At 49.5% G+C, this 22,517-nt stretch carries 23 protein-coding genes and 3 tRNA genes; 23 read left to right on the forward strand and 3 right to left on the reverse strand.

Annotation, left to right across the window (positions count from 1 at the left end; all coding sequences use genetic code 11):
- Nucleotides 1–73 precede the first annotated feature (73 nt).
- Together rnk and ybaK are read left to right on the forward strand one after the other, a co-directional pair.
- Nucleotides 74–487 carry a nucleoside diphosphate kinase regulator gene (gene rnk, locus KJY73_RS08100; RefSeq protein WP_214342516.1) on the forward strand — a complete coding sequence of 138 codons (414 nt, stop codon included), beginning with the start codon at nucleotides 74–76 and terminating at the stop codon, nucleotides 485–487.
- Nucleotides 488–528: 41 nt separating this feature from the next.
- Nucleotides 529–993 (forward strand): Cys-tRNA(Pro) deacylase, encoded by a 465-nt coding sequence (gene ybaK, locus KJY73_RS08105; protein WP_214342519.1) that lies wholly within the window; start codon nucleotides 529–531, stop codon nucleotides 991–993.
- On the opposite strand, the gene ansA is transcribed toward ybaK, so the two are convergent.
- Nucleotides 990–1,997, reverse strand: coding sequence for an asparaginase (gene ansA / locus KJY73_RS08110; protein WP_214342521.1), 1,008 nt, complete (start codon nucleotides 1,995–1,997; stop codon nucleotides 990–992). The genes ybaK and ansA overlap by 4 nt on opposite strands.
- A gap of 194 nt (nucleotides 1,998–2,191) precedes the next feature.
- Here ansA and KJY73_RS08115 point away from each other — a divergent pair, with 194 nt between their 5' ends.
- From KJY73_RS08115 to KJY73_RS08160, 10 genes are all read left to right on the forward strand, one after another.
- On the forward strand, nucleotides 2,192–4,009 hold the full coding sequence (locus KJY73_RS08115; RefSeq protein ID WP_214342523.1) for a DUF885 domain-containing protein: 1,818 nt from the start codon (nucleotides 2,192–2,194) through the stop codon (nucleotides 4,007–4,009).
- Nucleotides 4,010–4,167: 158 nt separating this feature from the next.
- Nucleotides 4,168–6,432, forward strand: a complete 2,265-nt coding sequence (locus tag KJY73_RS08120; RefSeq protein ID WP_214342525.1) for a carbohydrate binding family 9 domain-containing protein — start codon at nucleotides 4,168–4,170, stop codon at nucleotides 6,430–6,432.
- A 14-nt stretch (nucleotides 6,433–6,446) separates the two neighbouring features.
- Nucleotides 6,447–6,674 (forward strand): hypothetical protein, encoded by a 228-nt coding sequence (locus KJY73_RS08125; RefSeq protein ID WP_214342527.1) that lies wholly within the window; start codon nucleotides 6,447–6,449, stop codon nucleotides 6,672–6,674.
- Nucleotides 6,675–6,852: 178 nt separating this feature from the next.
- Nucleotides 6,853–7,497: a UvrY/SirA/GacA family response regulator transcription factor gene (uvrY, locus tag KJY73_RS08130; RefSeq protein ID WP_206595517.1), complete on the forward strand. Its 645-nt coding sequence runs from the start codon at nucleotides 6,853–6,855 to the stop codon at nucleotides 7,495–7,497.
- Between the two features lie 82 nt (nucleotides 7,498–7,579).
- Nucleotides 7,580–9,421, forward strand: coding sequence for an excinuclease ABC subunit UvrC (gene uvrC, locus KJY73_RS08135; RefSeq protein ID WP_214342528.1), 1,842 nt, complete (start codon nucleotides 7,580–7,582; stop codon nucleotides 9,419–9,421).
- A 61-nt stretch (nucleotides 9,422–9,482) separates the two neighbouring features.
- Nucleotides 9,483–10,046, forward strand: coding sequence for a CDP-diacylglycerol--glycerol-3-phosphate 3-phosphatidyltransferase (pgsA, locus tag KJY73_RS08140; protein ID WP_214343321.1), 564 nt, complete (start codon nucleotides 9,483–9,485; stop codon nucleotides 10,044–10,046).
- A gap of 154 nt (nucleotides 10,047–10,200) precedes the next feature.
- A tRNA-Gly gene (locus KJY73_RS08145) sits at nucleotides 10,201–10,276 on the forward strand.
- Between the two features lie 4 nt (nucleotides 10,277–10,280).
- Nucleotides 10,281–10,354 (forward strand) — tRNA-Cys (locus KJY73_RS08150).
- Between the two features lie 232 nt (nucleotides 10,355–10,586).
- Nucleotides 10,587–10,673 (forward strand) — tRNA-Leu (locus KJY73_RS08155).
- 217 nt (nucleotides 10,674–10,890) lie between these two features.
- Entirely contained in the window at nucleotides 10,891–11,556 is a 666-nt protein-coding gene (locus KJY73_RS08160; RefSeq protein ID WP_214342542.1) for a helix-turn-helix domain-containing protein, read from the forward strand.
- On the opposite strand, the gene KJY73_RS08165 is transcribed toward KJY73_RS08160, so the two are convergent.
- Nucleotides 11,508–11,903, reverse strand: coding sequence for a VOC family protein (locus KJY73_RS08165; protein ID WP_214342545.1), 396 nt, complete (start codon nucleotides 11,901–11,903; stop codon nucleotides 11,508–11,510). The genes KJY73_RS08160 and KJY73_RS08165 overlap by 49 nt on opposite strands.
- 352 nt (nucleotides 11,904–12,255) lie before the next feature.
- Between KJY73_RS08165 and KJY73_RS08170 the strand changes: the two genes are divergently transcribed.
- The 4 genes from KJY73_RS08170 to KJY73_RS08185 all read left to right on the forward strand — a co-directional run bounded on the left by KJY73_RS08170 (nucleotide 12,256) and on the right by KJY73_RS08185 (nucleotide 13,880).
- The gene (locus KJY73_RS08170) at nucleotides 12,256–12,654 is read left to right on the forward strand and encodes a hypothetical protein (protein ID WP_214342548.1); all 399 of its coding nucleotides are present in this window, start codon (nucleotides 12,256–12,258) and stop codon (nucleotides 12,652–12,654) included.
- Between the two features lie 45 nt (nucleotides 12,655–12,699).
- On the forward strand, nucleotides 12,700–13,098 hold the full coding sequence (locus KJY73_RS08175; RefSeq protein WP_214342550.1) for a septal ring lytic transglycosylase RlpA family protein: 399 nt from the start codon (nucleotides 12,700–12,702) through the stop codon (nucleotides 13,096–13,098).
- 90 nt (nucleotides 13,099–13,188) lie between these two features.
- On the forward strand, nucleotides 13,189–13,362 hold the full coding sequence (locus KJY73_RS08180; protein WP_206595522.1) for a DUF3012 domain-containing protein: 174 nt from the start codon (nucleotides 13,189–13,191) through the stop codon (nucleotides 13,360–13,362).
- A gap of 92 nt (nucleotides 13,363–13,454) precedes the next feature.
- Complete coding sequence (locus KJY73_RS08185; RefSeq protein ID WP_214342553.1) at nucleotides 13,455–13,880, forward strand: DUF3788 family protein; 426 nt, start codon at nucleotides 13,455–13,457, stop codon at nucleotides 13,878–13,880.
- A gap of 18 nt (nucleotides 13,881–13,898) precedes the next feature.
- On the opposite strand, the gene KJY73_RS08190 is transcribed toward KJY73_RS08185, so the two are convergent.
- The gene (locus KJY73_RS08190; protein ID WP_214342556.1) at nucleotides 13,899–14,288 is read right to left on the reverse strand and encodes a MerR family transcriptional regulator; all 390 of its coding nucleotides are present in this window, start codon (nucleotides 14,286–14,288) and stop codon (nucleotides 13,899–13,901) included.
- Nucleotides 14,289–14,358: 70 nt separating this feature from the next.
- Here KJY73_RS08190 and KJY73_RS08195 point away from each other — a divergent pair, with 70 nt between their 5' ends.
- The 7 genes from KJY73_RS08195 to KJY73_RS08225 all read left to right on the forward strand — a co-directional run bounded on the left by KJY73_RS08195 (nucleotide 14,359) and on the right by KJY73_RS08225 (nucleotide 22,492).
- Nucleotides 14,359–14,991 carry a cation transporter gene (locus KJY73_RS08195; RefSeq protein WP_214342559.1) on the forward strand — a complete coding sequence of 211 codons (633 nt, stop codon included), beginning with the start codon at nucleotides 14,359–14,361 and terminating at the stop codon, nucleotides 14,989–14,991.
- Nucleotides 14,992–14,997: 6 nt separating this feature from the next.
- A complete protein-coding gene (locus KJY73_RS08200; protein ID WP_214342561.1) occupies nucleotides 14,998–15,330 on the forward strand; it encodes a hypothetical protein in 333 nt (110 codons plus the stop codon).
- A 56-nt stretch (nucleotides 15,331–15,386) separates the two neighbouring features.
- Complete coding sequence (locus tag KJY73_RS08205; protein WP_214342564.1) at nucleotides 15,387–16,646, forward strand: TolC family protein; 1,260 nt, start codon at nucleotides 15,387–15,389, stop codon at nucleotides 16,644–16,646.
- A gap of 11 nt (nucleotides 16,647–16,657) precedes the next feature.
- Nucleotides 16,658–17,887: an efflux RND transporter periplasmic adaptor subunit gene (locus KJY73_RS08210; RefSeq protein ID WP_214342567.1), complete on the forward strand. Its 1,230-nt coding sequence runs from the start codon at nucleotides 16,658–16,660 to the stop codon at nucleotides 17,885–17,887.
- An 8-nt stretch (nucleotides 17,888–17,895) separates the two neighbouring features.
- Nucleotides 17,896–21,033 (forward strand): efflux RND transporter permease subunit, encoded by a 3,138-nt coding sequence (locus KJY73_RS08215; RefSeq protein ID WP_214342570.1) that lies wholly within the window; start codon nucleotides 17,896–17,898, stop codon nucleotides 21,031–21,033.
- 127 nt (nucleotides 21,034–21,160) lie between these two features.
- A complete protein-coding gene (locus KJY73_RS08220) occupies nucleotides 21,161–21,598 on the forward strand; it encodes a GNAT family N-acetyltransferase (RefSeq protein ID WP_214342573.1) in 438 nt (145 codons plus the stop codon).
- A gap of 174 nt (nucleotides 21,599–21,772) precedes the next feature.
- Nucleotides 21,773–22,492 (forward strand): substrate-binding periplasmic protein, encoded by a 720-nt coding sequence (locus KJY73_RS08225; RefSeq protein ID WP_214342576.1) that lies wholly within the window; start codon nucleotides 21,773–21,775, stop codon nucleotides 22,490–22,492.
- Nucleotides 22,493–22,517 lie beyond the last annotated feature (25 nt).

Below are 22,517 nucleotides of genomic sequence, written 5' to 3' on the forward strand. Positions count from 1 at the left end.
GACGGGGCTTTTTTTTGACTATGTCCTGTGTGCGAGAAACATCAAAACAGGACGTTGACGAAATGAGGATAGCATGACAACACAACCCAGAATTATTGTATCCAATCAGGATGCTGACAGATTGGAAACGTTGCTTGATTCTTTGTCTGATAAGGACTTTCCAGGCAAAGAAGTACTGCTGCATGAGTTGGACAGAGCGGAGAATATGGATAATCGTGACATTCCACCTTGCGTGGTAACGATGAATTCAACCGTACGCTTTAAGGTGGTATCAAGCGGTGAGTCGTTCTGTAAAACCTTGGTATATCCAAAGGACATGGACAGTTCGGGGGATAAGGTTTCCATACTGGCGCCAATTGGTAGCGCTATGCTGGGACTATCTGAAGGTGATGAAATCCAGTGGCCAGCACCGGGCGGCAAAGCCGTGACGGTACATATTGACGAAGTGATTTACCAGCCTGAACGTTCAGGTGATTTTCACAGATAAGCGCAGCCCGGCAAGCCGGGCAATAAATACAAGGAATTGTTATGACTCCTGCGGTACTCGCACTACAAAAAGCTCAGGCTGATTTCAAGCTGCATCAATATGAACATGCTCCAGACGCTCCTTCCTACGGATTGGAAGCGGCGGAAAAACTTGGAGTGAATGCGCATAGAGTGTTTAAAACACTAGTGGCTGAGACAGACAAAGGCGAGTTACTTGTTGCTATCATTCCTGTGGATGAGAAGTTGAACTTAAAATGCTTGGCAAAAGCGGCCGCTTGTAAAAAAGCTGACATGGCCAAGCCGGACAAAGTGCAGCGCAGCAGTGGTTATGTGCTAGGTGGGGTGAGTCCCATTGGACAAAAAAGGCCTTTAGTGACTTTTATACATAGCTCTGCTCAGGAATTACTTAGCATGTATGTGAGTGGTGGCCGACGTGGTTTAGAAATAGAACTGGCACCGGATGTCCTGGCAAAGGCGACCGGTGCCCGATTTGTCAATCTGCTTTAATCGCTGAGTTCGCCGCGCAGGTTTTCGGTTAACAAGCTGCGGGTTTCTTCCACCGGCAATCCTTTACTCAACAAATAATGCAACTTGGCTAGGGCAGCCTCAAGCGTCATATCGCCGCCGGATACCACCCCAACTTGTGCCAGGGCATTGCCAGTGGCGTAGCCAGCCATATTAACTTTGCCGCGCAAGCACTGGGTGCAATTCAGCACAATAATGCCTTTTTGCTTGGCCAGTTCCAACTGTTCCAATAGCGCCGGATTTTGCGGTGCATTGCCAACACCATAGCTTAGCAAGATTAAGGCATTTACCGGCTGTTGCAGGGTATTTCGTATTACTTCACTGCTTATGCCTGGGTATAAAGTCACTACACCAATTGGCTGAGGACTTACCGGGCTCACCTTCAACGATTGTTGTATAACAGGTTTAACCTGGCCTTCCAGCACGTCGATATTAATGCCTGCTTCCATTAAAGGTGGAAAGTTGGGGGAGGCGAAGGCATTAAATCCATCGGCGTGAATTTTGCGACTACGATTACCTCGCAGCAATTGGTTGCTAAAAAACAGGCAGACCTCATGGACGGGATAGTTGGCAGCCAGATAAAGCGCATTGAGCAAATTTTCCTGTCCGTCACTGCGAATTTCCGCAAGCGGTATCTGCGATCCAGTAACAATCACGGGTTTGGTCAGATTTTCCAGCATAAACGACAGTGCCGAGGCGGTATAAGCCATAGTGTCAGTACCATGCAGAATAATAAAACCGTCGTAGCTGTCGTAATTGGACTGAATATCATCGGCGATATGTTGCCAATCCAAGGGAGACATATCAGACGAGTCCATCAGCTGATCGTATTCGTGAATAGTAAACTGCGGCATTTCATCACGGTGAAATTCCGGCATTTTGCTTAGGGTTTCAGATAAGAAACCAGGTACACAAACGTATCCTTTGCTGGAAGGGCGCATGCCTATAGTGCCGCCGGTATAGGCCACGTAGATATGTTTTTTCATGACGTAGGGCTGTTTTTCTGTTTTGCGCTATTCTAGCGCTTCACCCTACAGGCCACAAACAACAGCAGAATAATTAAAGTATTCCGGATACGGGTCATCGTGAAATACAGTGATTGGTGGATTTTCATGGTGTAAAGATCGCAAGCTGTGATTGAATACCTGCCTCGCATCTTCATTAATCACAGGTCTTCTTTATGCGCTTATCCATTGTGGCGGCTTCCGTGGCTTTATTATTGGCAGGTTGCCATACCAGTCAGAACACCCAGTCAACAGTAGCTAACGCTGCTGCCGTCAGTCAGACAAAGGCAGAATCTGACGCCCATAAAGTCACTGAATTAGTTGAACGGTACTTTGCCGAGAGCCTGGTGATAAATCCGCTTTCCGCCACTTTTGTGGGGGTAATGGACTATAACGATAAGTTTAGTGCCCCTATCAGTAGCGAGAGCTTAGCGGAAGTTGCGGCTTTTGAACGACGGTACCTGGCAGAGGCACTAGCTATTGACAGCAGTAAACTGACCGGACAGGACAGATTGAATTATGAGATTTTTGTCTATGCCCGTCAGCAAGCGGTGGATGGCCTGGCTTTTCCTTCCCACTTAATCCCCTTCAATCAGATGTGGGGCGTGCAGAATTTCTATCCCATGTTGGGTTCAGGAGGCAGCGCGCAACCTTTTCACACTGAGCAGGACTACAACAACTTTATCAAGCGAACGGATGGCTTTGCTGCTTACATGGATAGCGCCATTGCCGCCATGCGTGAAGGTATGCAAAAGGGCATAGTACTGCCCAAAAGCTTGATTGTTAAAGTGTTGCCGCAGTTGCAAGCGCATATTGTCAGTCAGCCACAAGACAGCGTTTTCTACGGCCCTGTCAATCTGTTAGCTGATAATGCTCAGCTGAGTGAAGAACAAAAAGCCAGACTGAAAGCCGATTACGAGCATATGATTATGCAAGTTATCGTGCCGGTCTATCAGCGTACTTATGATTTTATATTTAATGAGTATCTGCCCGCTGGACGTGACTCTGTAGGCTTGGCGGCATTGCCTGATGGCAAGGCGTGGTATGAGCATATGATTGCGGTCAATACCACCCTACCACTGACCGCTGAGGAGATTCATGAGTATGGTTTAGCGGAAGTTGCCAGGATCCGTAGTGAGATGGACAAGGTGCGCGAAACCGTTGGCTTTAAGGGGAATTTAGCCGCGTTTTTTGAATGTCTGAAAACTGACCCGCAGTTTTTCTTTAGTAGCGAACAAGCGCTGATTCAGGCTTATGAGCAGGTGAAAGCCGATATTAACCGCCGCCTGCCAGCGTTGTTTGAGGTGTTTCCTAAGGCCGATTATGAGGTCAAAGCGGTTGAAGCTTACCGGGCCGCATCATCGGCAGGGGCTAGCTATCAGCAGCCAGCACCTGATGGCTCCAGACCTGGCATATTTTACATTAATACCCACGATCTAAAGTCTCAGCCAAAGTATTTGGTGGAAACACTAAGTATTCATGAAGCTGCCCCAGGACATCATTTTCAAATTGCCATCCAGCAAGAAGTTGACGCTTTACCGGATTTTCGTAAGTACGAGTTTTACACCGTATTTGCCGAAGGCTGGGCACTTTATGCTGAGAGTCTGGGCAAGGAACTGGGCCTCTTTACTGACCCTTACATGTGGTACGGGCGACTATCCGATGAGCAATTAAGGGCCATGCGTCTGGTGGTCGATACCGGCTTACATGCAAAAGGCTGGACCCGCGAACAGGCGATTGCCTTTATGCATGACAATTCATCCATGGGTGACGCTGATATTGAGGCGGAAGTCGAAAGATACATCGCTATTCCAGGTCAGGCGCTTTCCTACAAAGTTGGCCAGCGTGCTATTCGGCAGTTGCGTGAGAAGTTAGCTACCCGGTTAGGGGAACGCTTTGATGTTCGCAAATTCCACACTCAGGTGTTGATTGATGGTGCCATGCCCATGCCAGTGCTGGAAGCCAAACTACTGCGCTGGGCTGATAGCCTTTAATCTTCTGTTGCGACCGGCTTTGGGGCCGGTCGCCATATGTTCAAACCTTGCGTGCTGAAGGTAAATCCCTGATTATATCGGGCTCACTTTCAGGGAATGGGCTAAAGCCCAGCATAAATAGCCGGCCAAAGAAGCACGGCAGCAAGGTTAACAACAAGATGAAATTATACAGCACTGTGGCACTACTAGGATTTGCCAGTCTAAACGCCGCCGCCAATGACAATATTGCTTATCATGGTCAACCGGTTGAAGTCGATGGTGACTTTGATGAAGCTATCTGGCAGCAAATCCAGCCGATATCTATCCATCATATTACCCGCCCGTCAGATCAGGGGATTGCCGACGTTGAAACTACCGTTAGGGTTTATGAAGACGGCGAGTATTTATATTTAGCCTTTGATGCTCGTGATCCCCATCCGGACCAAATTCGAGCCGCCTACCGTAAGCGAGACAATATCTGGGGAGACGATATTGTTGGGGTGAAAATAGACACCTACGGTAATCACCAACTGGCTTATCAGTTTTTTGCTAATCCCCTGGGGAGTCAGCTCGACTCGGTGGAGAACGCCGTAACCGGCAATGAGTCTTCTGCGTGGGATGGCCATTGGCAAGCAGTAGGTAAGATTACTGAGCAGGGCTATCGCGTTGAAATGGCCATACCCTTCTACATCATGAATTTCCCCAATAGTGAAGGCCCAAAACAATGGGCGATGGAATTTGTGCGTTTTTGGCCGCGGGATGTAGACAGACGTATTTCCAGTGTGGATATCAGCCATGCCAATGAGTGCTGGGTTTGTCAAATGCCTTTGTATACCGGCTTTGCCAACGCACGATCTACACAGAAACTGATTTTGGCCCCAGCCATGGTCGCAGGGCGTGACGAGAGCCGTGATAGGTATAGCCAGGGAGACTGGCAGCACGAAAATCAAAATGAAGCCAGTCTGGATGTCAAATGGGCCATCAGTGAAGACATTACCTTAAATGCAACACTGAACCCGGACTTTTCACAGGTTGAGGCGGATGCAGCCCAGTTGTCGGTAAATGAATCTTTCAGTTTGTTTTTCGAAGAGAAACGGCCGTTTTTTACCGAAAATGCTGATTATTTTTCTGCGCCCTGGGATTTGGTGCATACCCGTAACCTGGCGGCGCCTTCAGTTGGAGCTAAAGCCACAGGGCGGGTAGGGGAGCATACTTTCGGTCTGTTTATGGCGGATGACGACACCACCTCCATGATTATACCTGGTAACTTAGGCTCGGCGGCGGCAACCCTGGACATCAAAAGTAAGAACCTGGCCGCCAGATACAGCCAGCGTTTGAACAAGCAGGTTACCTTAGGGGCGATGACGACCTGGCGCTCGGCCGATGATTATCAGAATACAGTGGCCGCCACCGATGCCAATATTCGTTTTACCGATCAGGATAATCTGACGGTTGCCTTTGCCCGTTCAGATACCGATAACCCGGATTATCTGCCTGATTATCTGTGGGGGGAGGCCGCAGAGCGTGCCAGTGCTGCCAATCAGGCTGGCAATGCCTGGTATCTTCACTACGAACACAGTTTTCAAAATGGCAGTGTATTTGTCAGGCATGAAGACATTGATGAAGATTTTCGTGCAGACCTGGGCTTTATGACGAAATCTGACTGGCAACGAAGCTTGGTTGGCGGCGGTTACAGCTTTTACCCTGAACAGGAAACTTGGTGGAGTGCCCTGAATTTTTACACTGACTGGGATATCACTCATAACCAGGCTGGTGAACTGATAGAAAAAGAGTGGGAAGGCACCGTTGGCCTGGATAGCTTATGGGACAGTGCTTTCGAATTCGGGTTCTATGCTCGTGACCGGGCGGGCCTTCGTTTTAATGGCCAATCGTTAGCCGTGGGTGGAAACAGTGACAGGTTTGAAGAGAAAGGCTTGATCTTTTTTGCCGAAGTCAGCCCCTTGTCCAACGCTTATCTCAGTGTGTTCGTAGAAAAAGGTGATGGCCTGGATTTATACAACAACCGTTTGTCTGACTTGTTGTATGTGGAATCTGAAGCCAAAGTCGCCTTTACCCACAATCTGCAATTCCACGTGCGTAATGAATACACCCGGCTTGATTTTCAGAGTAATCGTGTGTTGGATGCCAGCATTACTGATGTGCGTTTGACATACCAGTTTTCCAGTCATTCAGCGCTGCGCTTGAGCATGATATTTGATGATACTGAGCAGGGCCTGGCCCATTTCGCGGCAGGACGCGCCGACGGCTTGTATCGGCAGGAAACGGGGCTGGCTTCGCAGCTGCTTTACTCTTATGAAGTGAATCCGCAAACGGTGTTCTATCTGGGCTATTCAGAAAGTGCCAGTAAAAACGATGTGCTCAACAGTTTACGGGCGGATCGTCGTACGGCGTTCTTAAAATTCTCTTATGCCTGGTTTGTGTAGAGGTGATGCCACTAATGGCAAAAGTTGAAAAGAGTACAACCGAAGTGGCAGAGCCGGGCTGTGTGAAAGCCATCGCCTGTCGCTGCGGCGGTAAAGCCGGGCCTCTGACTGCAGTGGCCGGTTGTTATGATCGCTGGCAAATACGTTGTCAGGTAGCAATTTGTCAGGCTATCAATACCGGGCAGGGGCGAGATGACGTGATTCGAGGTTGGAACCGGTTAAGTACACATTTATATCGCTAGGCTGGCGGCCTCTGCGAATATTATGGGCCATAGCGATTTTTGCTGATGTGCATCACTAACGATTGGAGTATGATAGGCCAAACTGGATGCCTGATGTTTGAAAGTAGCGCAGAGTACACGAACTTCAGGTGAGGGAACCAATAAGCTCAAAACAACAAGAAAGCCTGGAGCTATTCCTTTGATAAAAATTTTTCTGGTTGACGACCATGATTTGGTACGTACGGGTATCAAATTGATTTTGGACTCCGAGAAGTCCTTTGAAGTAATTGGCGAGGCCGATAGCGGGGAAGAGGCGGTCAAGTTTTGCCGTACCCAGCATCCTGACGTGGTCATGATGGACATGAACATGCCAGGCATAGGTGGCCTTGAAGCAACTAAGAAAATTCTTCGTCATAATCCCGATATCAAAGTGATTTTCCTGTCTATGTACAAGGAAAATCCAATTCCAGCCAAAGTGATGCAGGTGGGCGCCTGGGGTTTTGTGACCAAAGACGCCGAGCCTAAAGAAATGATCCAGGCGATTTTCCAGGTCCATGCAGGGCAAAAATACATTGCCTCGGATATTGCCCGTCAGATTGCGCTGGGCAAAATTGATACGCATCAGTCTGATCCTTTCCGCGAATTGTCGGAACGTGAGTTGCAGATCATGATTATGCTGACCAAAGGCGAGAAAGTACCTGATATTGCCACTCGCCTCAGCATCAGTGCCAAAACCGTCAATACCTATCGTTACCGTATGTTTGAAAAACTCGGTGTAACCGGCGATGTTGAGTTAACCCACCTGGCCCTTCGCCATAAACTCATCAGCCCTGAGCAAATTTGATTGCGATTGTGCTGATGTTATCTAGTCAAGTGTGCAGGGTTAGTAATAATCCTGCTGTTGTTGCCATATCCCCATTGTTGCTATGAGCGAACAGCCAGCCGAGAGCGTTACAGCCTTTGACCATAAGGCATTTTTAAAAAATCTGACCGGGGCGCCTGGAGTTTATCGTATGTATAACCTCAAAGGTGAGGTGATTTATGTCGGTAAGGCGAAGAACCTTAAAAAGCGGGTATCGAGCTACTTTCGCACTAACCTGGACAGCATAAAAACCCAGTCGCTGGTTAAACAAATTCAACATATGGATGTGACGGTAACCCATACCGAAACCGAAGCCTTCATTCTTGAAAATAACTACATTAAAAAGTATCGGCCTCGTTACAACGTGCTGCTTCGAGACGATAAGAGCTACCCCTACATTCTGCTAACCGAACACCAGCACCCGCGATTGACCATACATCGCGGTGGTCGCAAACCCAAAGGCGAGTACTTTGGCCCTTATCCCAGTGCCTGGGCGGTACGTGAAAGCTTGCGTACTATGCAAAAACTGTTTCCGGTACGTCAGTGCGAAGACGGGGAATACAAAGCACGCACCCGACCTTGTTTACAATACCAGCTTAAGCGCTGCGCTGGCCCTTGTGTACAGGGACTGGTCAGCGATGTTGAGTATGAACAGCAAGTGCAACTGGCCAGATTGTTCCTCAAAGGGAAAAACGCCGAGGTCATTGATGCCTTGGTCAAGAAAATGGAGCAGGCCAGTGAAGAGTTGAAATTTGAGGCCGCCGCCAGATTCCGCGACCAGATATCAGCCTTACGTAAAGTGCAGGAACAGCAATGGGTTAGCGGCGATCAGCCGGAAATGGACGTGTTTGGTTTTGCCTATCGCAATGGTATTGCCAGCATTCAGGGCTTTTTTATTCGCGATAACAAACTGCTGGGCAGTAAGAGCTATTTTCCTAAAGTGCCGGCTGATGTCAGTCCGCAGGAAGTCTTTCAATCTTTCTTGTTGCAGTATTACCTGGCTGGTAATAAATCTATTCCCCGCCAGATAGTGTTGCCGATGGTCCTTGACGATGCTGAGGCCATTGAAGAGCTGTTAAGCCGTCAGGCTGGCCGTAAAGTACAGTTTTTCCAGGGCGCCAGGGAAGAAAAACGCCGTTACCTGAAACTGGCTAATACTAATGCCGAAACGGCATTGGAAGCACAGCAAAGCAGTCAGAAATCGGTATTTGCCCGCTATCTGGAACTGGAGCAGGTATTAGATCTGGATACCCCGATTCAACGCATGGAATGTTTCGATATCAGTCATACGTCGGGCCAGCAAACCGTAGCGTCCTGCGTAGTGTTTAATCGCGAAGGGCCGTTTAAAAGTGACTACCGTCGCTACAATATCGAAGGAATAACGCCTGGGGACGACTACGCTGCTATGGATCAGGCACTTAGGCGCCGTTACAGCAAAATTACCGACCAGAGTAAAATCCCTGATATTTTGTTTATCGATGGCGGAAAGGGCCAGCTTGCCCAGGCCGAAGCCTGTTTTGAGAACTGGCCGCACGCGAAAATGCCCATGCTGATTGGGGTTGCCAAAGGCACCAGCCGCAAACCTGGTCTGGAAACCCTGATTCTGGCCGGTAGCCATGCCACTATTCCCATGCAGGCAGATTCGTCGGCACTGCACTTAATTCAGCATATTCGCGATGAAGCTCACCGCTTTGCCATTACCGGTCACAGGGCACGTCGTCAGAAGGTCAAAACCCAATCTAAGCTGGAAAGTATTCCAGGCGTAGGGGCCAAACGTCGGCAAAGCCTGCTTAAATATATGGGCGGTATGCAGGAAGTATTGGCTGCCAGTGTTGAAGAATTAGCCAAAGTGCCGGGAATTAGTGAAGAACTTGCGCTGATTATCCATGAACACCTGCATTTGTAGGAAGGAATTGGTGTAAGATGTCCGCCAGCAGATCTCAAATGACAGAATTGTGACAAGCAGTATGTGGACCATCCCCAATATTCTCACCTCTCTTCGCGTGTTGTTGATCCCGGTGTTTGTCATCGTGTATTTCCTGGACTGGAAATGGGCGCACCAAGCCGCCGCTTTTATTTTCTGGTTTGCCGCTATTACCGACTGGTTTGACGGTTATCTGGCTCGCCGCTTACAACAATCCACTGCCTTTGGGGCTTTTTTAGATCCGGTTGCCGATAAGCTGATTGTGGGTGCTGCGCTGATCATGATTGCTCATAGCTATGATTCTGCCTGGATTACCGTTTCCGCTGTGCTGCTGATGTCACGGGAAATCTTTGTTTCGGCACTGCGCGAATGGATGGCCGAGTCAGGTAAGCGTGATTCGGTGCAGGTGTCCTTTATTGGCAAAGCTAAAACCATGGCACAGATGCTGGCGTTGATCGGATTATTGTCAGAATTGGAATATTTTATGGGTTTCCCCATTTACTGGGTGACCTTAGGTAAAATCCTCCTGATTATTGCCACTGTGCTGTCGGTTTGGTCTATGTGTATCTATCTGAAAGCCGCATGGAAATACCTCAGCGCTGAGTGACTGTTGGAAAATAGGACGTTTAAGTCAAAATTTCGGCAGTCGACACAAAAATGACATTTTTGTGGTTGACAGCCAAGGCGGTGACTGTAGAATTCAGCCCACGTTTGGCAAGCCAAGCGGCAGGGGTTATAAACAGAACAACTGCAGGAAATAAGCGGGAATAGCTCAGTTGGTAGAGCACAACCTTGCCAAGGTTGGGGTCGCGAGTTCGAGTCTCGTTTCCCGCTCCAAATTGGCGGAATGGCAGAATGGCTATGCAGCGGATTGCAAATCCGTGTATCTCGGTTCGACTCCGGGTTCCGCCTCCATCTCCTCAACGTGTTAACGTTGTTTTACCAGTAGACATTGCTCTGAAATGTGGCTGAGTGAATATAGGACCTGTAAAGGTCGACACCCGATGCCGGGGTGGTGAGATGGGTAGACGAAGTGCAGGAAGCACAAGTGTTGCGTTAGGCAGGAGCCATTAGCGACCACAAGGAAACTGTCAACGGCAGTTCCACAAGCCAAAACTGGCTCGCAAGTTTAAAAAATCCTCCCGATGCCCGGGTGGTGAAATTGGTAGACACAAGGGATTTAAAATCCCTCGGCGGTAACGCCGTGCCGGTTCAAGTCCGGCCCCGGGCACCATTTAAAATCAAGCAGTAAGATAAATTTCAAGTCCTCGCTTAAGTATCCATTTTAAGCAGATTGGCGACATTCTGCCTGTAGCGCTCTAAATTCATCACTCCTCGTGCGACCCAAGCAGACTTTGGTTCTCCCTGTGAATGGCATTTACTCCCGCCATGACTTTTCACCATTTACATACTATGCGACATTACCCGAATGAGATGATTTAGGTACGACAATGCTATTCAGCAAATGGTCATTCGACGTTAGCAAGCCGATAGCGGCAGAGATTATGCCGGATGGCTGCCGGGATCTGATTATTGTCCGCCGAGAAGGTAGGGTGGAGCAGGTCTTATTCAGCGATTGGGATTGGCAGCCGCGTGACGTTAAGCTGTTGCCTGGACAACAGTTTTGTGGCTTTCGATTTCGTCCGGGTTTGTTGCCTGATTTAGCCGAGTTAGAGGCGCTCCGTGCTTGCTGCTTAGATAAAAATGAAGTGTTACAAGACGCCAGAGTGTCATCTTTGCTCTTGCCCGATTGGGAAATGCTGCAAATTATTGATGCACTGGCACTGGAAGGTAAAAGCGTGAAAGCGGTGGCAGCACAGGCCGGTGTCAGTGAGCGGACTTTGCAACGACGCTTTGCTGCAAAGCGATTGCCTGCGCCAGAATACTGGCGGCAGCTTGGCCGCGCTAGAAGGGCCGCGCTGGCTCTGACAAAATGTCAGTCGCTATCCGCCATCTCGGCCGATTTGGGCTATAGCGATCAGGCGCATATGACCCGGGATTTCAGCCGTTGGTTTGGTATGACGCCAAGGCGCTTGCAACAAGCGCCAGACAGACTGGCACTGTTGACTCACTCGGGGCTGGGTAACTGGACCGAAGAGCAAATCTCCACCAGATAGCCATTAATATCCAGGATATAGGCGGTGGTTTGACCCCAGGGCTCTTCCCTTACATCCTGCACAATTTTGGCGCCTGCCAGTTTGGCTTTTTGCAGCGCACCGGCCACATCATCAGTCTCGAATGCAATTTCAAATACTGGCCGCTCTGGATTGGGATGTTGCGGGTGCTTACCCAAGCTTTGCATTAAATGATGCGACGAGAAAGCTAATTTGGTTTCACCCGTGACCAGCTCACCGTAATCACCACTTTCATGTAAAAAGCCAGTTTCCAGGCCAAGCGCTTGTTGATAAAAGGCCAGGGTGTCGGCCACATTCTCTACATAAAGTATGGTGTATCTGAAGATCATCTGTTTCTCCTTGTTTTTTCTTATGATGCAGTCTTTTAGACGCTCAATATTGAATAAATGCGACAATGTCAACGGCTGACATTCTCTGTTGCCAATTCCCGACAGTCTTTAATCGGGCAATGAATAGATGAATTAATTATGCTGCTGTTGATAGGCGTTTGGTGACCCAATAGGTGAAAAAGAGGGTTTATGTGGTGTTACTAGCGTAAAACGGTCTGTTTTTTACCGTTTGTCTTCAATTGGAGACGGTTGTCAGTGGGGCTGTTTGGCACCACACTTTATTCATTCGGGATGCACATTGCGACCCGAGCATCGGGGGGAACTAGCCCCAAGGTCAACCAGGAGTTCACTGATGAAAAAATCCATATATTCTGTTTTGATAGCGGCAATATTGCCTTTGTCTATCTCGGTACAGGCAGTAGCTCAGGATAAGGACGATCCTAAACAAGTGGCGGAACAAAAACGCGAACTGGCTAAAATGAAGCAAGAGCAAGGTAAGCAGGCTAGTGAGTTTGGTCAGGAGAAGGCCGAGCAGGCTCGTGAGCAAGGTGAGGCTATGAAAGCCGAGCACGCTAAAGCGCAGGATAAAGATATGCGCGAGGCACGGAAAGCCAACGAAGAGCAGTCTCGCGAGTCCAGGGACAAAATGCATAAAGAGCGTAAGGATGCTGCCAAGATCGCCAAAAAACATGAAAAGGACAGCAAGAAAATGATGAAGGACAAGGCCGCAAAAGAACGTAAGGGTAGTTAAATAATGCCAGGGCAACCTGCCGGGCTTGCCCTGTCTCTTTAAATTATGCAGCACTTAATTTGTTTTTTTAAGCGCGTAGTTACCCCACTAGCTGCGCTACTCGCAGTTGGTTGTACAACTATCCCTGCTAACAGTCCGGCTCAATTAGTCGGCATCAAAGAATCGGGGCTTGCCTCTTACTATGCGATGAAATACCAATTTCGCACAACCGCCAGTGGTGAGCGATTCAATCAAATGTCTAGCACTGCCGCTCATCGTACTTTGCCGTTTGGTACCAGAGTAAAGGTAACCAACATAAAAAATCAGCAAAGTGTGGTGGTTAAAATTAATGACAGAGGCCCTTTTATAAAGGGCCGGGTGATTGATTTGTCACGCAGCGCCTTTAGCAAAATTGGTGATACAGACTCGGGTTTAATTTCTGTTACCATTGAGGTGGTCGAGTAATCGGCCATCAGAATTCTCTGGTAAGTTTTTATTTTACCAATTTGACGTGTTTATTGGGTCTGCCGGGCAGCCCAGTTGTTGGAGAAAACCATGAAAAAAATAGGATTATTGTTGGCTTGCTGCGCTTTGTTGACCGCTTGTGCCCCCGAAGTGGGTAGCAAAGCCTGGTGTGAAGATATGAAAGAGAAACCGAAGGGCGACTGGACTACAAACGAAGCCACAGATTTCGCTAAACACTGTGTATTCTCCAGCAACGAAGACTAAGTTGCGCATAAGGCAGAGCGCATTGCTCTGCCTTTATTTCACTCATTTAATCACCATTAAGCCTGTACATTGAAGGACATACATAAGTTTAGATGGAGACCATCAACAAGATTGAGTTAGCTGACCAGCAAGTCTTCCCAAGCGAAACGGTGTTGGCTGGAATTCTCGGTGACAGCTCCTACCAAGCATATTTGATGCTGCTAAAGCGTTTTGAGCAACTTGCGTTATCGGTGAACTGGCGATATTACCCAGATGGCGGCGCATGGTTATGCAAAGTTCAGTTCAAACGCCGCACAATAGTCTGGATGTCTGCCTGGAAAGGCTTTATGCAAGCCACCCTTTATGTGCCTAAGAAATGTCTGGAAGATGTGTTGGCCTTGGATATTGCTGAGGCAACCAGAGCCAGGATCCTGGCAACTCAAAATGTGGGGCAATCTAAGCCTTGTATCGTAGATATTACAAACAGTGCAGCGGTTGACGAGTGTTGTAAGTTGATGAAGTACAAGATAGCTACATAACCTTAAGTCTTGGCCCGACTAATCGCCTGTTAATTTATGCAGGATCCCGCACTCACTGACCTTGTTACGCTTACAGCTATTGGCCAACATTGTCAGGCTTTGCTCCAGTTTATTGAGTTCATCGCGCGCTACCCTGACGCGTTCAAGTTGCTGTTTGATAATGTTATCCACATTTGCACAGGGGGCGCTATCGTCGGCCTGAGCGGCTATCATCGTTTTGATATCTTCCAGAGAAATCTGCAAGTCACGGCAACGCCGAATAAACAACAGGGTGTGCACATCAGCATCCCGGTAAATGCGATAGCCGTTATCGGCCCGTTCTGCCGGTTTAAGTAGACCAATTTCCTCATAGTAGCGAATGGTTTTGGCTGGCACGTCAGCCTGTTTTGCTAATTGATTAATTTTCACCTTGACCTTCCAGTTGCTGGAAACTTTATTCTAGGTTACATGCATTCCTATTAACTACCAAGGACCCGACATGGCCGGCTGCTGCGCACCTGAGGCTAAGGACATCCAACAACGTAAACTGCTGTGGGCGGTCTTAGTGCTCAACGCTATGATGTTTGGGGTTGAGTTTGTGGCCGGATGGTGGGCCCATTCCAGCGGCTTAATGGCAGACTCGTTGGATATGCTGGCTGATGCCCTGGTATACGGCGCAAGCTTGTATGCGGTTGGGCGGGCCATCAATACCAAAGCCAAAGTTGCCTTACTAAGTGGTGGCCTGCAATTGCTTTTGGGTGGTTTGGTGCTGTTGGATGTGGTAAAAAATATCTGGCTTGGTGCGACCCCCGACACGCAAACTATGTATGTTGTTGCATTAATGGCGCTGCTGGTGAATGTGCTGTGTTTTGCCATGCTGTATCAGTACCGAAGTGGTGACATTAACATACGTGCCAGTTGGGTGTGTTCACGCAATGATATGCTGGCAAATGCAGGCGTATTGCTATCTGCTGCTTTGGTAAGTTGGTTAGGCGCAGCCTGGCCTGATTGGGTCATTGGTACGCTGATTGCCCTGATTATAATTTTTTCAGCTTTGCGTATTATTCGGGATGCCCGGCAAGTAGCCGCCGATAATAAGCCGCAAACACGTTGCTGCACTAAGGTGAGTTGAACAAGGATGAGAGCCAAGCAGGTTATTTACGCACTGCTATTGCTTATGACACACAGTTTTTTTAGTTGTGTGGCGTCACCTTTTCATGTGCCGGATCCTGATCATCCCGGCTATTCTCACTTAAGCCATATGGAAGCACCCGACTATCATTTGGATAATCAGGGCGATTCAGGTCCGGATCATCAGCATCAATTACATGTGCATTTGTCCTGCCATAGTGGCTATGGTGCCGACTTCCAGTTTCCTCCTTGTCTAAGTGTCAATGCTGCTCAACCGGCAAGACACTACCTGAATTTGTTTTACCAACCTCCGGTTCCTCCTCCCAATTATTATCTCTGAATCACATATAAGCGGGTGTTTAACCCAAGTAATTTATTGATTTAAGAGAACAATTTATGAATATTGAGTTTTTCCGCAGCGTTGCGGCAAGGCTTGCTGTGCTATGCCTTGGCGGATTGTCAGCCTTGGGTGTGCAGGCCAATCAGCCCTTGTCGCTGGCACAGGCATTAGAGAGAACCTTAGCCTTTAACCCAACCTTATCGCAGTACCCTTATCAACTGAGGGAACTGGAAGCACAGCGCCTGCAAGCTGGGTTACGACCTAATCCTAATCTGAATCTAGAGGTGGAAAACGTGCTCGGCAGTGGGCAGAACAAGGGCATAGATAATGCCGATATCACCCTGTCCTTTAGCCAATTAATTGAATTGGGCGACAAGCGTCAGATGCGCGTGAATGTGCAGGATCGGGCACTGCAACAACAAAATGCAGAGTACGAATGGGATCGTCTGCGCGTATTGGCTGAAACCACCAAACGCTTCTATCAGGTTCTTAACTGGCAGCAGCTACGAGAGTGGAATCATCAGCGTATCCAAAAAATCACAGAGTCACTCAACATCATCCGTGTGCGCGCAGCCGCTGGGGCGGTGTCTGATGCTGATGTGTCTCGCATGGCATACCGGTTGGCCGAAGTTGAACTGGAGCAGCAAGGTTTTGACAGCGAGTTTCACAATGCTCGCTACCAGCTAAGTCAGCAATGGCTGCAATCTCCCGACTTTGACGCGCTGCAGGGCGATATCCGGGTACTACCAGCCAGTCCATCGTTACTGAGATTGGAGCAGGCCGTTAATGATGCGCCCGAGCTCTTATTACTTCAGCAGCAATATGCTCTTGAACAGACGAGTCTTCGATTAGCGCAAGCCAATGGCAAGGCTGATGTCACCCTTGATGCGGGACTCAGATACAGTCGCAGCGGGTCTGATGGTGCATTAGTGTTAGGTCTCTCCATGCCTCTTAACCTGAACAATCCCAATCAGGGCAATATTGACGCAGCCCGCGCTAGACTCGACGGTGTGAGCTTTGCCCAGGCACAGCTACGCCAGGCACTGCGTAGCCAGGTCAAGGCACTGGGGCATCAGGAACGACGAGCCAGAGAGCGAGTCAGCCAGCTTGACCGTCAGCTCTTGCCGCAGGCTCAAAAGTTACTTGTCAGCACCCGCGCAGGTTACCAGCATGGCCAGATTTCTGTGCTGCAATTGCTGGATGCCCAAGAGGTCTTGTTTAACGCCCAGCGCCAATTAATAGAGGCGCACTTTGCCGTGTTTGAAACCCTGCTGAATATGCAGCGTTTAACCGGCCAGCCCCTGATTGAAGCTTAAGGAATCGAGTGATGAAACATATTTTACGTAGTTTGATAGTCACTGTGTTGCTGGCGAGCGCCTTAACACTTTCTGTTGTTGCTTCGCCGGATCATGGTGTCGAAAAGCATGTTGAACCAGACACCGGGCCACAGGGGGGGCGCTGGCTGGAGCAAGGCGAGTTGGCCCTTGAGGTGGTGATTTATGAAGCGGGTTTACCAGCAGAGATGCGTGTGTATCCCTATGTAAACGGCCAGCTAATTAGTCCACTAGGACTATCTCTACAGGTGCAGTTGCATAGGTTAGGCGGGGAGATTCAGTCTCTTAGCTTTGAGCACGAAGGGCCGTATCTTGTTAGTCGCCAAGAGGTCACTGAACCTCATTCTTTTGAAGTAGACATCGAGGCCGGTTATCAAGGCAAAGTCTATACATGGCATTACGACAGCCCTGAAGGCAGAACTGAACTGTCAGACCGGGCAATTAAGCTGGCCAAGATTGGTACTGCAGTGGCGGGGCCAGGGGATATCAGTAGCAAAGATAAGTTGTTTGGGGTTATTACCCCCACCATAGATCGACGTTTTTCCTTGATGGCGCCCTATCCTGGTGTGGTTGAAGCGTTGCTGGTGCAAGTGGGGGAGCAGGTCAAACTTGGTCAGCCACTGATGCGGGTGCGAAATAGCCAAACCTTGAAAAGCTATAGCGTGAATAGTCCGGCTAATGGGGTGGTAACAGAGCAATTTGCTAATGCTGGCGAACTGGCTGGCAATCAGGTGCTAATGGAAGTCGCGGATCTCTCCAAGGTGTGGGTCGAGCTTTCCGCTTTTCCGGAAAATATCGAACGTTTGAGAATAGGACAGCGCGCGTTGGTGAAGGATCTTCATCAGCATCTGCAGGCCGAAGGAGAGGTGTTTTATATCGCCCCCATGATGTCAGCCGGGCATATTGCCCGAGCGCGCTTGCTGATTGATAACGCTGACGGCCATTGGCGCCCTGGTATGCATGTCAAAGCGGATGTAATTACCGAGCAGCGTCAAGCACCAGTAAGAATTGAGCGGCAGGCGATCCAGCAGTTAGGTGAACGGTCAGTGGTATTTGTGCAGGTGGGCAACACCTTTGAGGCCAGGCCAGTTGAGTTGGGGCTGAGCGATAACCAATGGGTTGAGGTTCTGTCTGGGCTGTCGGCGGGTATGCAGTATGTTACAGCCAATAGTTTTGTGCTGAAAGCCGATGTGCTTAAAGCCGGCGCCAGTCATGCACATTGAGGTGAATTATGGTTAATCAAATTATTCAATTTGCCATAGCTCGCCGTTGGCTAGTGATGGCGCTGACCTTGTTAATTGCTGCAGTCGGAATCTACAACAGCTTGCGCCTGCCTATTGATGCGGTGCCGGATATTACTAATGTTCAGGTTCAGATCAATACCAAGGTAGACGGCTATACCCCGCTGGAAGTGGAGCAGCGCATCACCTATCTGATCGAAAATGCCATGGCGGGCATCCCGAGTTTGGAGTATACCCGCTCATTGTCGCGCTATGGTCTTTCCCAAGTAACAGTTGTGTTCAACGAAGGTACGGATATCTACTGGGCCAGACAGCAAGTCGGCGAGCGTTTGCAAGCCGTCGGTGGCGAGTTACCCGCTGGTGTTGAAGCCGCCCTTGGACCTATTGCCAGCGGCTTGGGCGAGATTTTCACTTATGTGGTCAGCGCCAGCCCTGACGCGAAAAGAGCAGATGGCCAGCCGTACAACGCTGAAGATTTGCGCACCTTGCAGGATTGGGTTATCCGTCCGCAGTTACTGAATATTCCTGGTATCACCGAGATCAACAGTATTGGCGGTTTTGAACGTCAGTTTCAAGTGGCGCCCATACCCGGCAAGCTGTTGGCCTTCAAACTGGGCGTGGCCGACGTGATTGCCGCTTTGGAGCGCAACAATATTAACAGTGGCGCGGGCTATATAGAGCGTTTAGGTGAGCAGTACCTGGTGCGCTCGCCTGGGCAGCTTAGCAGCATCGCTGATATTGAAGCCCTGGTGGTGGCAAAACGCGACGATGCGCCGGTACGTATCCGTGATATAGCCACAGTGCAGCTTGGCCGGGAGTTACGCAGCGGTGCTGCCAGTCACAACGGCCAGGAAGCGGTGTTAGGCACCGCCATGATGCTACTGGGGGAAAACAGTCGGGTAGTCGCCAAAAGAGTGGCCGCTAAATTGACGGAGGTGCAGCAAAGTCTGCCCCAAGGCGTGCATGTCGAGGCGGTTTATGATCGCACCAGCTTAGTGGAGAAAACCATACAAACCGTACAGAAGAATCTGTTCGAAGGGGCGGTGCTGGTGATTGTCGTACTCTTTCTTTTACTGGGAAATGTTACTGCGGCATTGATTACCGCCCTGGTTATCCCCCTGAGTATGCTGTTTGCCATCAGTGGCATGGCTGCCAATCGGGTTTCGGGCAACCTGATGAGCCTAGGGGCCATCGATTTTGGCATTATTGTCGATGGCGCAGTGATTGTGGTGGAAAACGCCTTGCGTCGGCTGGGACTGGCCCAGCACCGGGCTGGCCGTTTGCTGACCCTCGAAGAAAGGCTGAGTGAAGTGTTTCACAGCACCAAAGAAGTGTTCAACCCGGCGGTATTTGGGGTGCTGATCATTATGCTGGTGTATTTGCCCATCTTTGCCTTAAGTGGAGTGGAGGGCAAGATGTTCCATCCCATGGCGTTTACTGTGGTGGCTGCGTTACTGGGCGCGCTCTTATTTGCCATGACCTTTGTGCCGGCGGCTATTGCCATCTTTGCACGCGGTAAGATTGTGGAGAAGGAGAACCCGCTGATGCGCGGTGCTCGCAAGCTCTATCTGCCCTTGTTGTCGCTGTCGCTCAAACACCCCTTAAAACTGGTTATCCTGGCATTGCTGATGTTAGTGTCCAGCGTCTGGCTGGCCAGTCGCATGGGAGCGGAGTTTTTGCCGCAACTGGATGAGGGGGATATTGCTATGCATGCACTTAGGATCCCCGGTACAGGCATGGACCAGTCCGTGACCATGCAGTTGCAACTGGAGCAGGCGGTGGGGGAGCTTGCCGAGGTGCGCGAGGTATTCTCCAAAATAGGTACGCCGGATATTGCCAGTGACCCTATGCCCCCCAATGTGGCCGACACTTTTATTATGCTCAAGGATAAATCCGAGTGGCCTGACCCCGGTTTGTCTAAAGCCGAACTGGTCGAGAAGATTCGAGAGCGGGTAGAAGACGTGCCCGGCAATAATTACGAGTTCACACAGCCTATTGAAATGCGTTTCAACGAACTCATTGCAGGAGTGCGTGCTGATATGGCGCTGCGTATCTATGGCGATGATCTTGAGGTACTTAAAGCCAGCGGTGAGCGGGCTGAGGCGCTGTTAAAAACCGTGCCCGGGGCAACAGACGTAAGGCTAGAGCAGCTCGCGGGTTTGCCAACTTTGTCGGTAGTTCCGCAACGAGAGCATATGGCATTGCTGGGTTTAACAGTGGCAGACATCCAGCAGGCAGTTGCGGTTGCTATCGGCGGTGTACAAACCGGCCTTATTTATGAGGGAGACCGTCGCTTTAAACTGCTGGTCAGGATGGAGAATGACTGGGGGCAGGATCCGCAGTACTTGTCGCAACTCCCGGTGACCTTGAATAACAGCCAGAATTCTGACCTTGCCTATGTGCCGCTGGGGGAGGTGGCGGATATTGAATTGGTCAGCGCGCCTAATCAGGTGAATCGGCAAAACGGTAAGCGCAATGTGGTCGTCACCGCCAATGTCGAGGGGCGTGACTTGGCTGGCTTTATCGCACAAACCCGAGCGCTGATGCAAAACCAGCTGGGGCTGGCACCGGGTTACTGGTTGGAATACGGTGGCACCTTTGAACAGCTTCAATCGGCTAGTCAGCGTCTAAGCCTGGTCGTTCCCATGACCTTGTTGTTGATCTTAGGCTTACTTTTCAGTGCATTTGGTTCGCTGCGTGATGCTCTGATTGTTTTCAGTGGTGTACCGCTGGCGCTGACTGGGGGGATCCTGGCATTAAGCTTACGGGGGATGCCGCTGTCAATTTCGGCGGCGGTGGGGTTTATTGCCTTATCCGGCGTGGCGGTGCTTAACGGTGTAGTGATGCTGTCTTTTATTAGGCAACTGAGGGAAGAAGGCAAGTCCTTGCAGGACGCCATTTGGCAGGGAGCCAGTCAGCGACTGCGGCCCGTACTGATGACGGCATTGGTGGCGAGCTTGGGGTTTGTGCCTATGGCCCTTAACACGGGCACCGGGGCAGAAGTGCAGCGGCCCCTCGCGACTGTGGTGATTGGCGGTATTCTCAGCTCAACTTTGCTTACCTTGTTGGTGCTACCGGCCCTCTATCAGTTGGTGTATCGGGCAAGGCTGATAGTGCAAAGAGCGTAAAATGACAGGGGCGAATATCGCCCCTTTTTTTCCTCGGCACCCTTTGTGGCTACAAACTGATAAGGTTTCCCTGTTTTAACCAGGCATAATATCTTTGCGGTAATTTGCGTTGATATAAGGATGTTTGATGCAAAGTTTGTTTCTCAGGGAGTTTATTGCACAAGATTTCGCCTGGCTGCAAAGTTGGTACTTAGACCCTTTACTGAATGACGAGTTGGGGCCGCTTGATGAGGCTTGGTTAGCCTTCGTTTTATCTGACACCGGTGGCAAGCAATACAGTGTGTTTGCTGGCGCTGAACCTATGGCTAGCATAGGTGTGGTGTGGGCAAAAAGAGCCGAGAAGCCGCACATTGTTACCGATATTGCGGTAAACCCGATGTTTCGCGGGCAGGGCCTGGGAGGAAGAGCGCTGGAATTGCTTATTCAGCATACCCAGCAGCAGAATTGGCTGGCCTATGTGAGTGCAGACAATATAAGGGCGCAGCATTTTTTCAGTAAGAACGGTTGGCGACAAGACCAGTCTCTGCGCGTTGACGACATGTTTGCTTACATTAATAAAGCATGAGAAATGTGGGGTTTCGGTTACATAGTCGTTACAAGGCCGCGCAACGGATAAGCGCGGATGCGCTAGTGTATTGGAGTCATTAAACTTTTACGTACAACGAAGAATGTGAATGGTATGATGCGTTGCCCACAACTCAGACCAGAAGACAATTAGTCCGCGACTGCTAGGTATTTTATGCGTTTTATCTCGATATTTACGGTACTGCTCGTTTGCATCAGCATGCAGGTAAGTGCTAAAGAAATCCTCCGCTCTTCCGTTTCTCCGGAGTTTGTTGACGGCTTACATACCAAATATCTGGACTATATTGCCAAGCAAATGGATATGGAGTTGGAAATTAACCCTATGCCGTTTGCCCGTAGATTGATGGCGCTTAAAAACGGCGATATCGACGTGATGGTTGGGGTGACCCGTGATAGTGACAAGCAAGATGAAATTATTTATCTGCGCCCGAGTTACGAGCAGCTTCGCCATACCTATTTTGTGCGTAAAAAAGATCAAAAGAAGCTGTCTACTATAGACGATTTGGGCAATATGAAGATTGGCGTGACCATCTATGCCAAGTATTTCGATAACTTTGAGCGCAAGCAGGACTTTGCTTTAGTCGGCGTTTCAACCCTTTCTCAGAAGATCCAGTTATTGATGAAGGGCCGTATAGATACCTTTATCCACTATCAGGAAAGCACCTTACCGCTACTTGAGAAAATGGGCCTGAGTGGGGAAGTGGTGAAAGCCAAGTATCAGCCTACACATTACAACGATTATTATGTGACAATCAGTGCTAATTCCCGACTGCTTCACCTAAAGGACAAGTTCGAGGAAGTCATTCGTCAAGGAGTGGAAAGCGGGGCTTTCAATCAGATTCGGGAATTGCATTACCAGCAACAACCCGAATAAATAAGGGGGCATATGCCCCCTTTAT

The organism is Bowmanella yangjiangensis (assembly GCF_018531185.1).
In the GTDB taxonomy this organism is placed as follows: Bacteria; Pseudomonadota; Gammaproteobacteria; order Enterobacterales; family Alteromonadaceae; genus Bowmanella; species Bowmanella yangjiangensis.

What these genes read in the sequence shown, in the direction of transcription:
- KJY73_RS08125 (WP_214342527.1), top strand. Translation starts at nt 6,447, where the DNA reads ATGGCAAAAGTTGAAAAGAGTACAACCGAAGTGGCAGAGCCGGGCTGT.
- KJY73_RS08180 (WP_206595522.1), top strand. Translation starts at nt 13,189, where the DNA reads ATGAAAAAAATAGGATTATTGTTGGCTTGCTGCGCTTTGTTGACCGCT.
- KJY73_RS08210 (WP_214342567.1), top strand. Translation starts at nt 16,658, where the DNA reads ATGAAACATATTTTACGTAGTTTGATAGTCACTGTGTTGCTGGCGAGC.
- KJY73_RS08185 (WP_214342553.1), top strand. Translation starts at nt 13,455, where the DNA reads ATGGAGACCATCAACAAGATTGAGTTAGCTGACCAGCAAGTCTTCCCA.
- KJY73_RS08165 (WP_214342545.1), bottom strand. Translation starts at nt 11,903, where the DNA reads ATGATCTTCAGATACACCATACTTTATGTAGAGAATGTGGCCGACACC.
- KJY73_RS08160 (WP_214342542.1), top strand. Translation starts at nt 10,891, where the DNA reads ATGCTATTCAGCAAATGGTCATTCGACGTTAGCAAGCCGATAGCGGCA.
- pgsA (WP_214343321.1), top strand. Translation starts at nt 9,483, where the DNA reads ATGTGGACCATCCCCAATATTCTCACCTCTCTTCGCGTGTTGTTGATC.
- KJY73_RS08170 (WP_214342548.1), top strand. Translation starts at nt 12,256, where the DNA reads ATGAAAAAATCCATATATTCTGTTTTGATAGCGGCAATATTGCCTTTG.
- KJY73_RS08220 (WP_214342573.1), top strand. Translation starts at nt 21,161, where the DNA reads ATGCAAAGTTTGTTTCTCAGGGAGTTTATTGCACAAGATTTCGCCTGG.
- KJY73_RS08225 (WP_214342576.1), top strand. Translation starts at nt 21,773, where the DNA reads ATGCGTTTTATCTCGATATTTACGGTACTGCTCGTTTGCATCAGCATG.
- KJY73_RS08115 (WP_214342523.1), top strand. Translation starts at nt 2,192, where the DNA reads ATGCGCTTATCCATTGTGGCGGCTTCCGTGGCTTTATTATTGGCAGGT.
- KJY73_RS08195 (WP_214342559.1), top strand. Translation starts at nt 14,359, where the DNA reads ATGGCCGGCTGCTGCGCACCTGAGGCTAAGGACATCCAACAACGTAAA.
- KJY73_RS08120 (WP_214342525.1), top strand. Translation starts at nt 4,168, where the DNA reads ATGAAATTATACAGCACTGTGGCACTACTAGGATTTGCCAGTCTAAAC.
- KJY73_RS08205 (WP_214342564.1), top strand. Translation starts at nt 15,387, where the DNA reads ATGAATATTGAGTTTTTCCGCAGCGTTGCGGCAAGGCTTGCTGTGCTA.
- KJY73_RS08175 (WP_214342550.1), top strand. Translation starts at nt 12,700, where the DNA reads ATGCAGCACTTAATTTGTTTTTTTAAGCGCGTAGTTACCCCACTAGCT.
- uvrC (WP_214342528.1), top strand. Translation starts at nt 7,580, where the DNA reads ATGAGCGAACAGCCAGCCGAGAGCGTTACAGCCTTTGACCATAAGGCA.
- KJY73_RS08200 (WP_214342561.1), top strand. Translation starts at nt 14,998, where the DNA reads ATGAGAGCCAAGCAGGTTATTTACGCACTGCTATTGCTTATGACACAC.
- ansA (WP_214342521.1), bottom strand. Translation starts at nt 1,997, where the DNA reads ATGAAAAAACATATCTACGTGGCCTATACCGGCGGCACTATAGGCATG.
- ybaK (WP_214342519.1), top strand. Translation starts at nt 529, where the DNA reads ATGACTCCTGCGGTACTCGCACTACAAAAAGCTCAGGCTGATTTCAAG.
- KJY73_RS08215 (WP_214342570.1), top strand. Translation starts at nt 17,896, where the DNA reads ATGGTTAATCAAATTATTCAATTTGCCATAGCTCGCCGTTGGCTAGTG.
- rnk (WP_214342516.1), top strand. Translation starts at nt 74, where the DNA reads ATGACAACACAACCCAGAATTATTGTATCCAATCAGGATGCTGACAGA.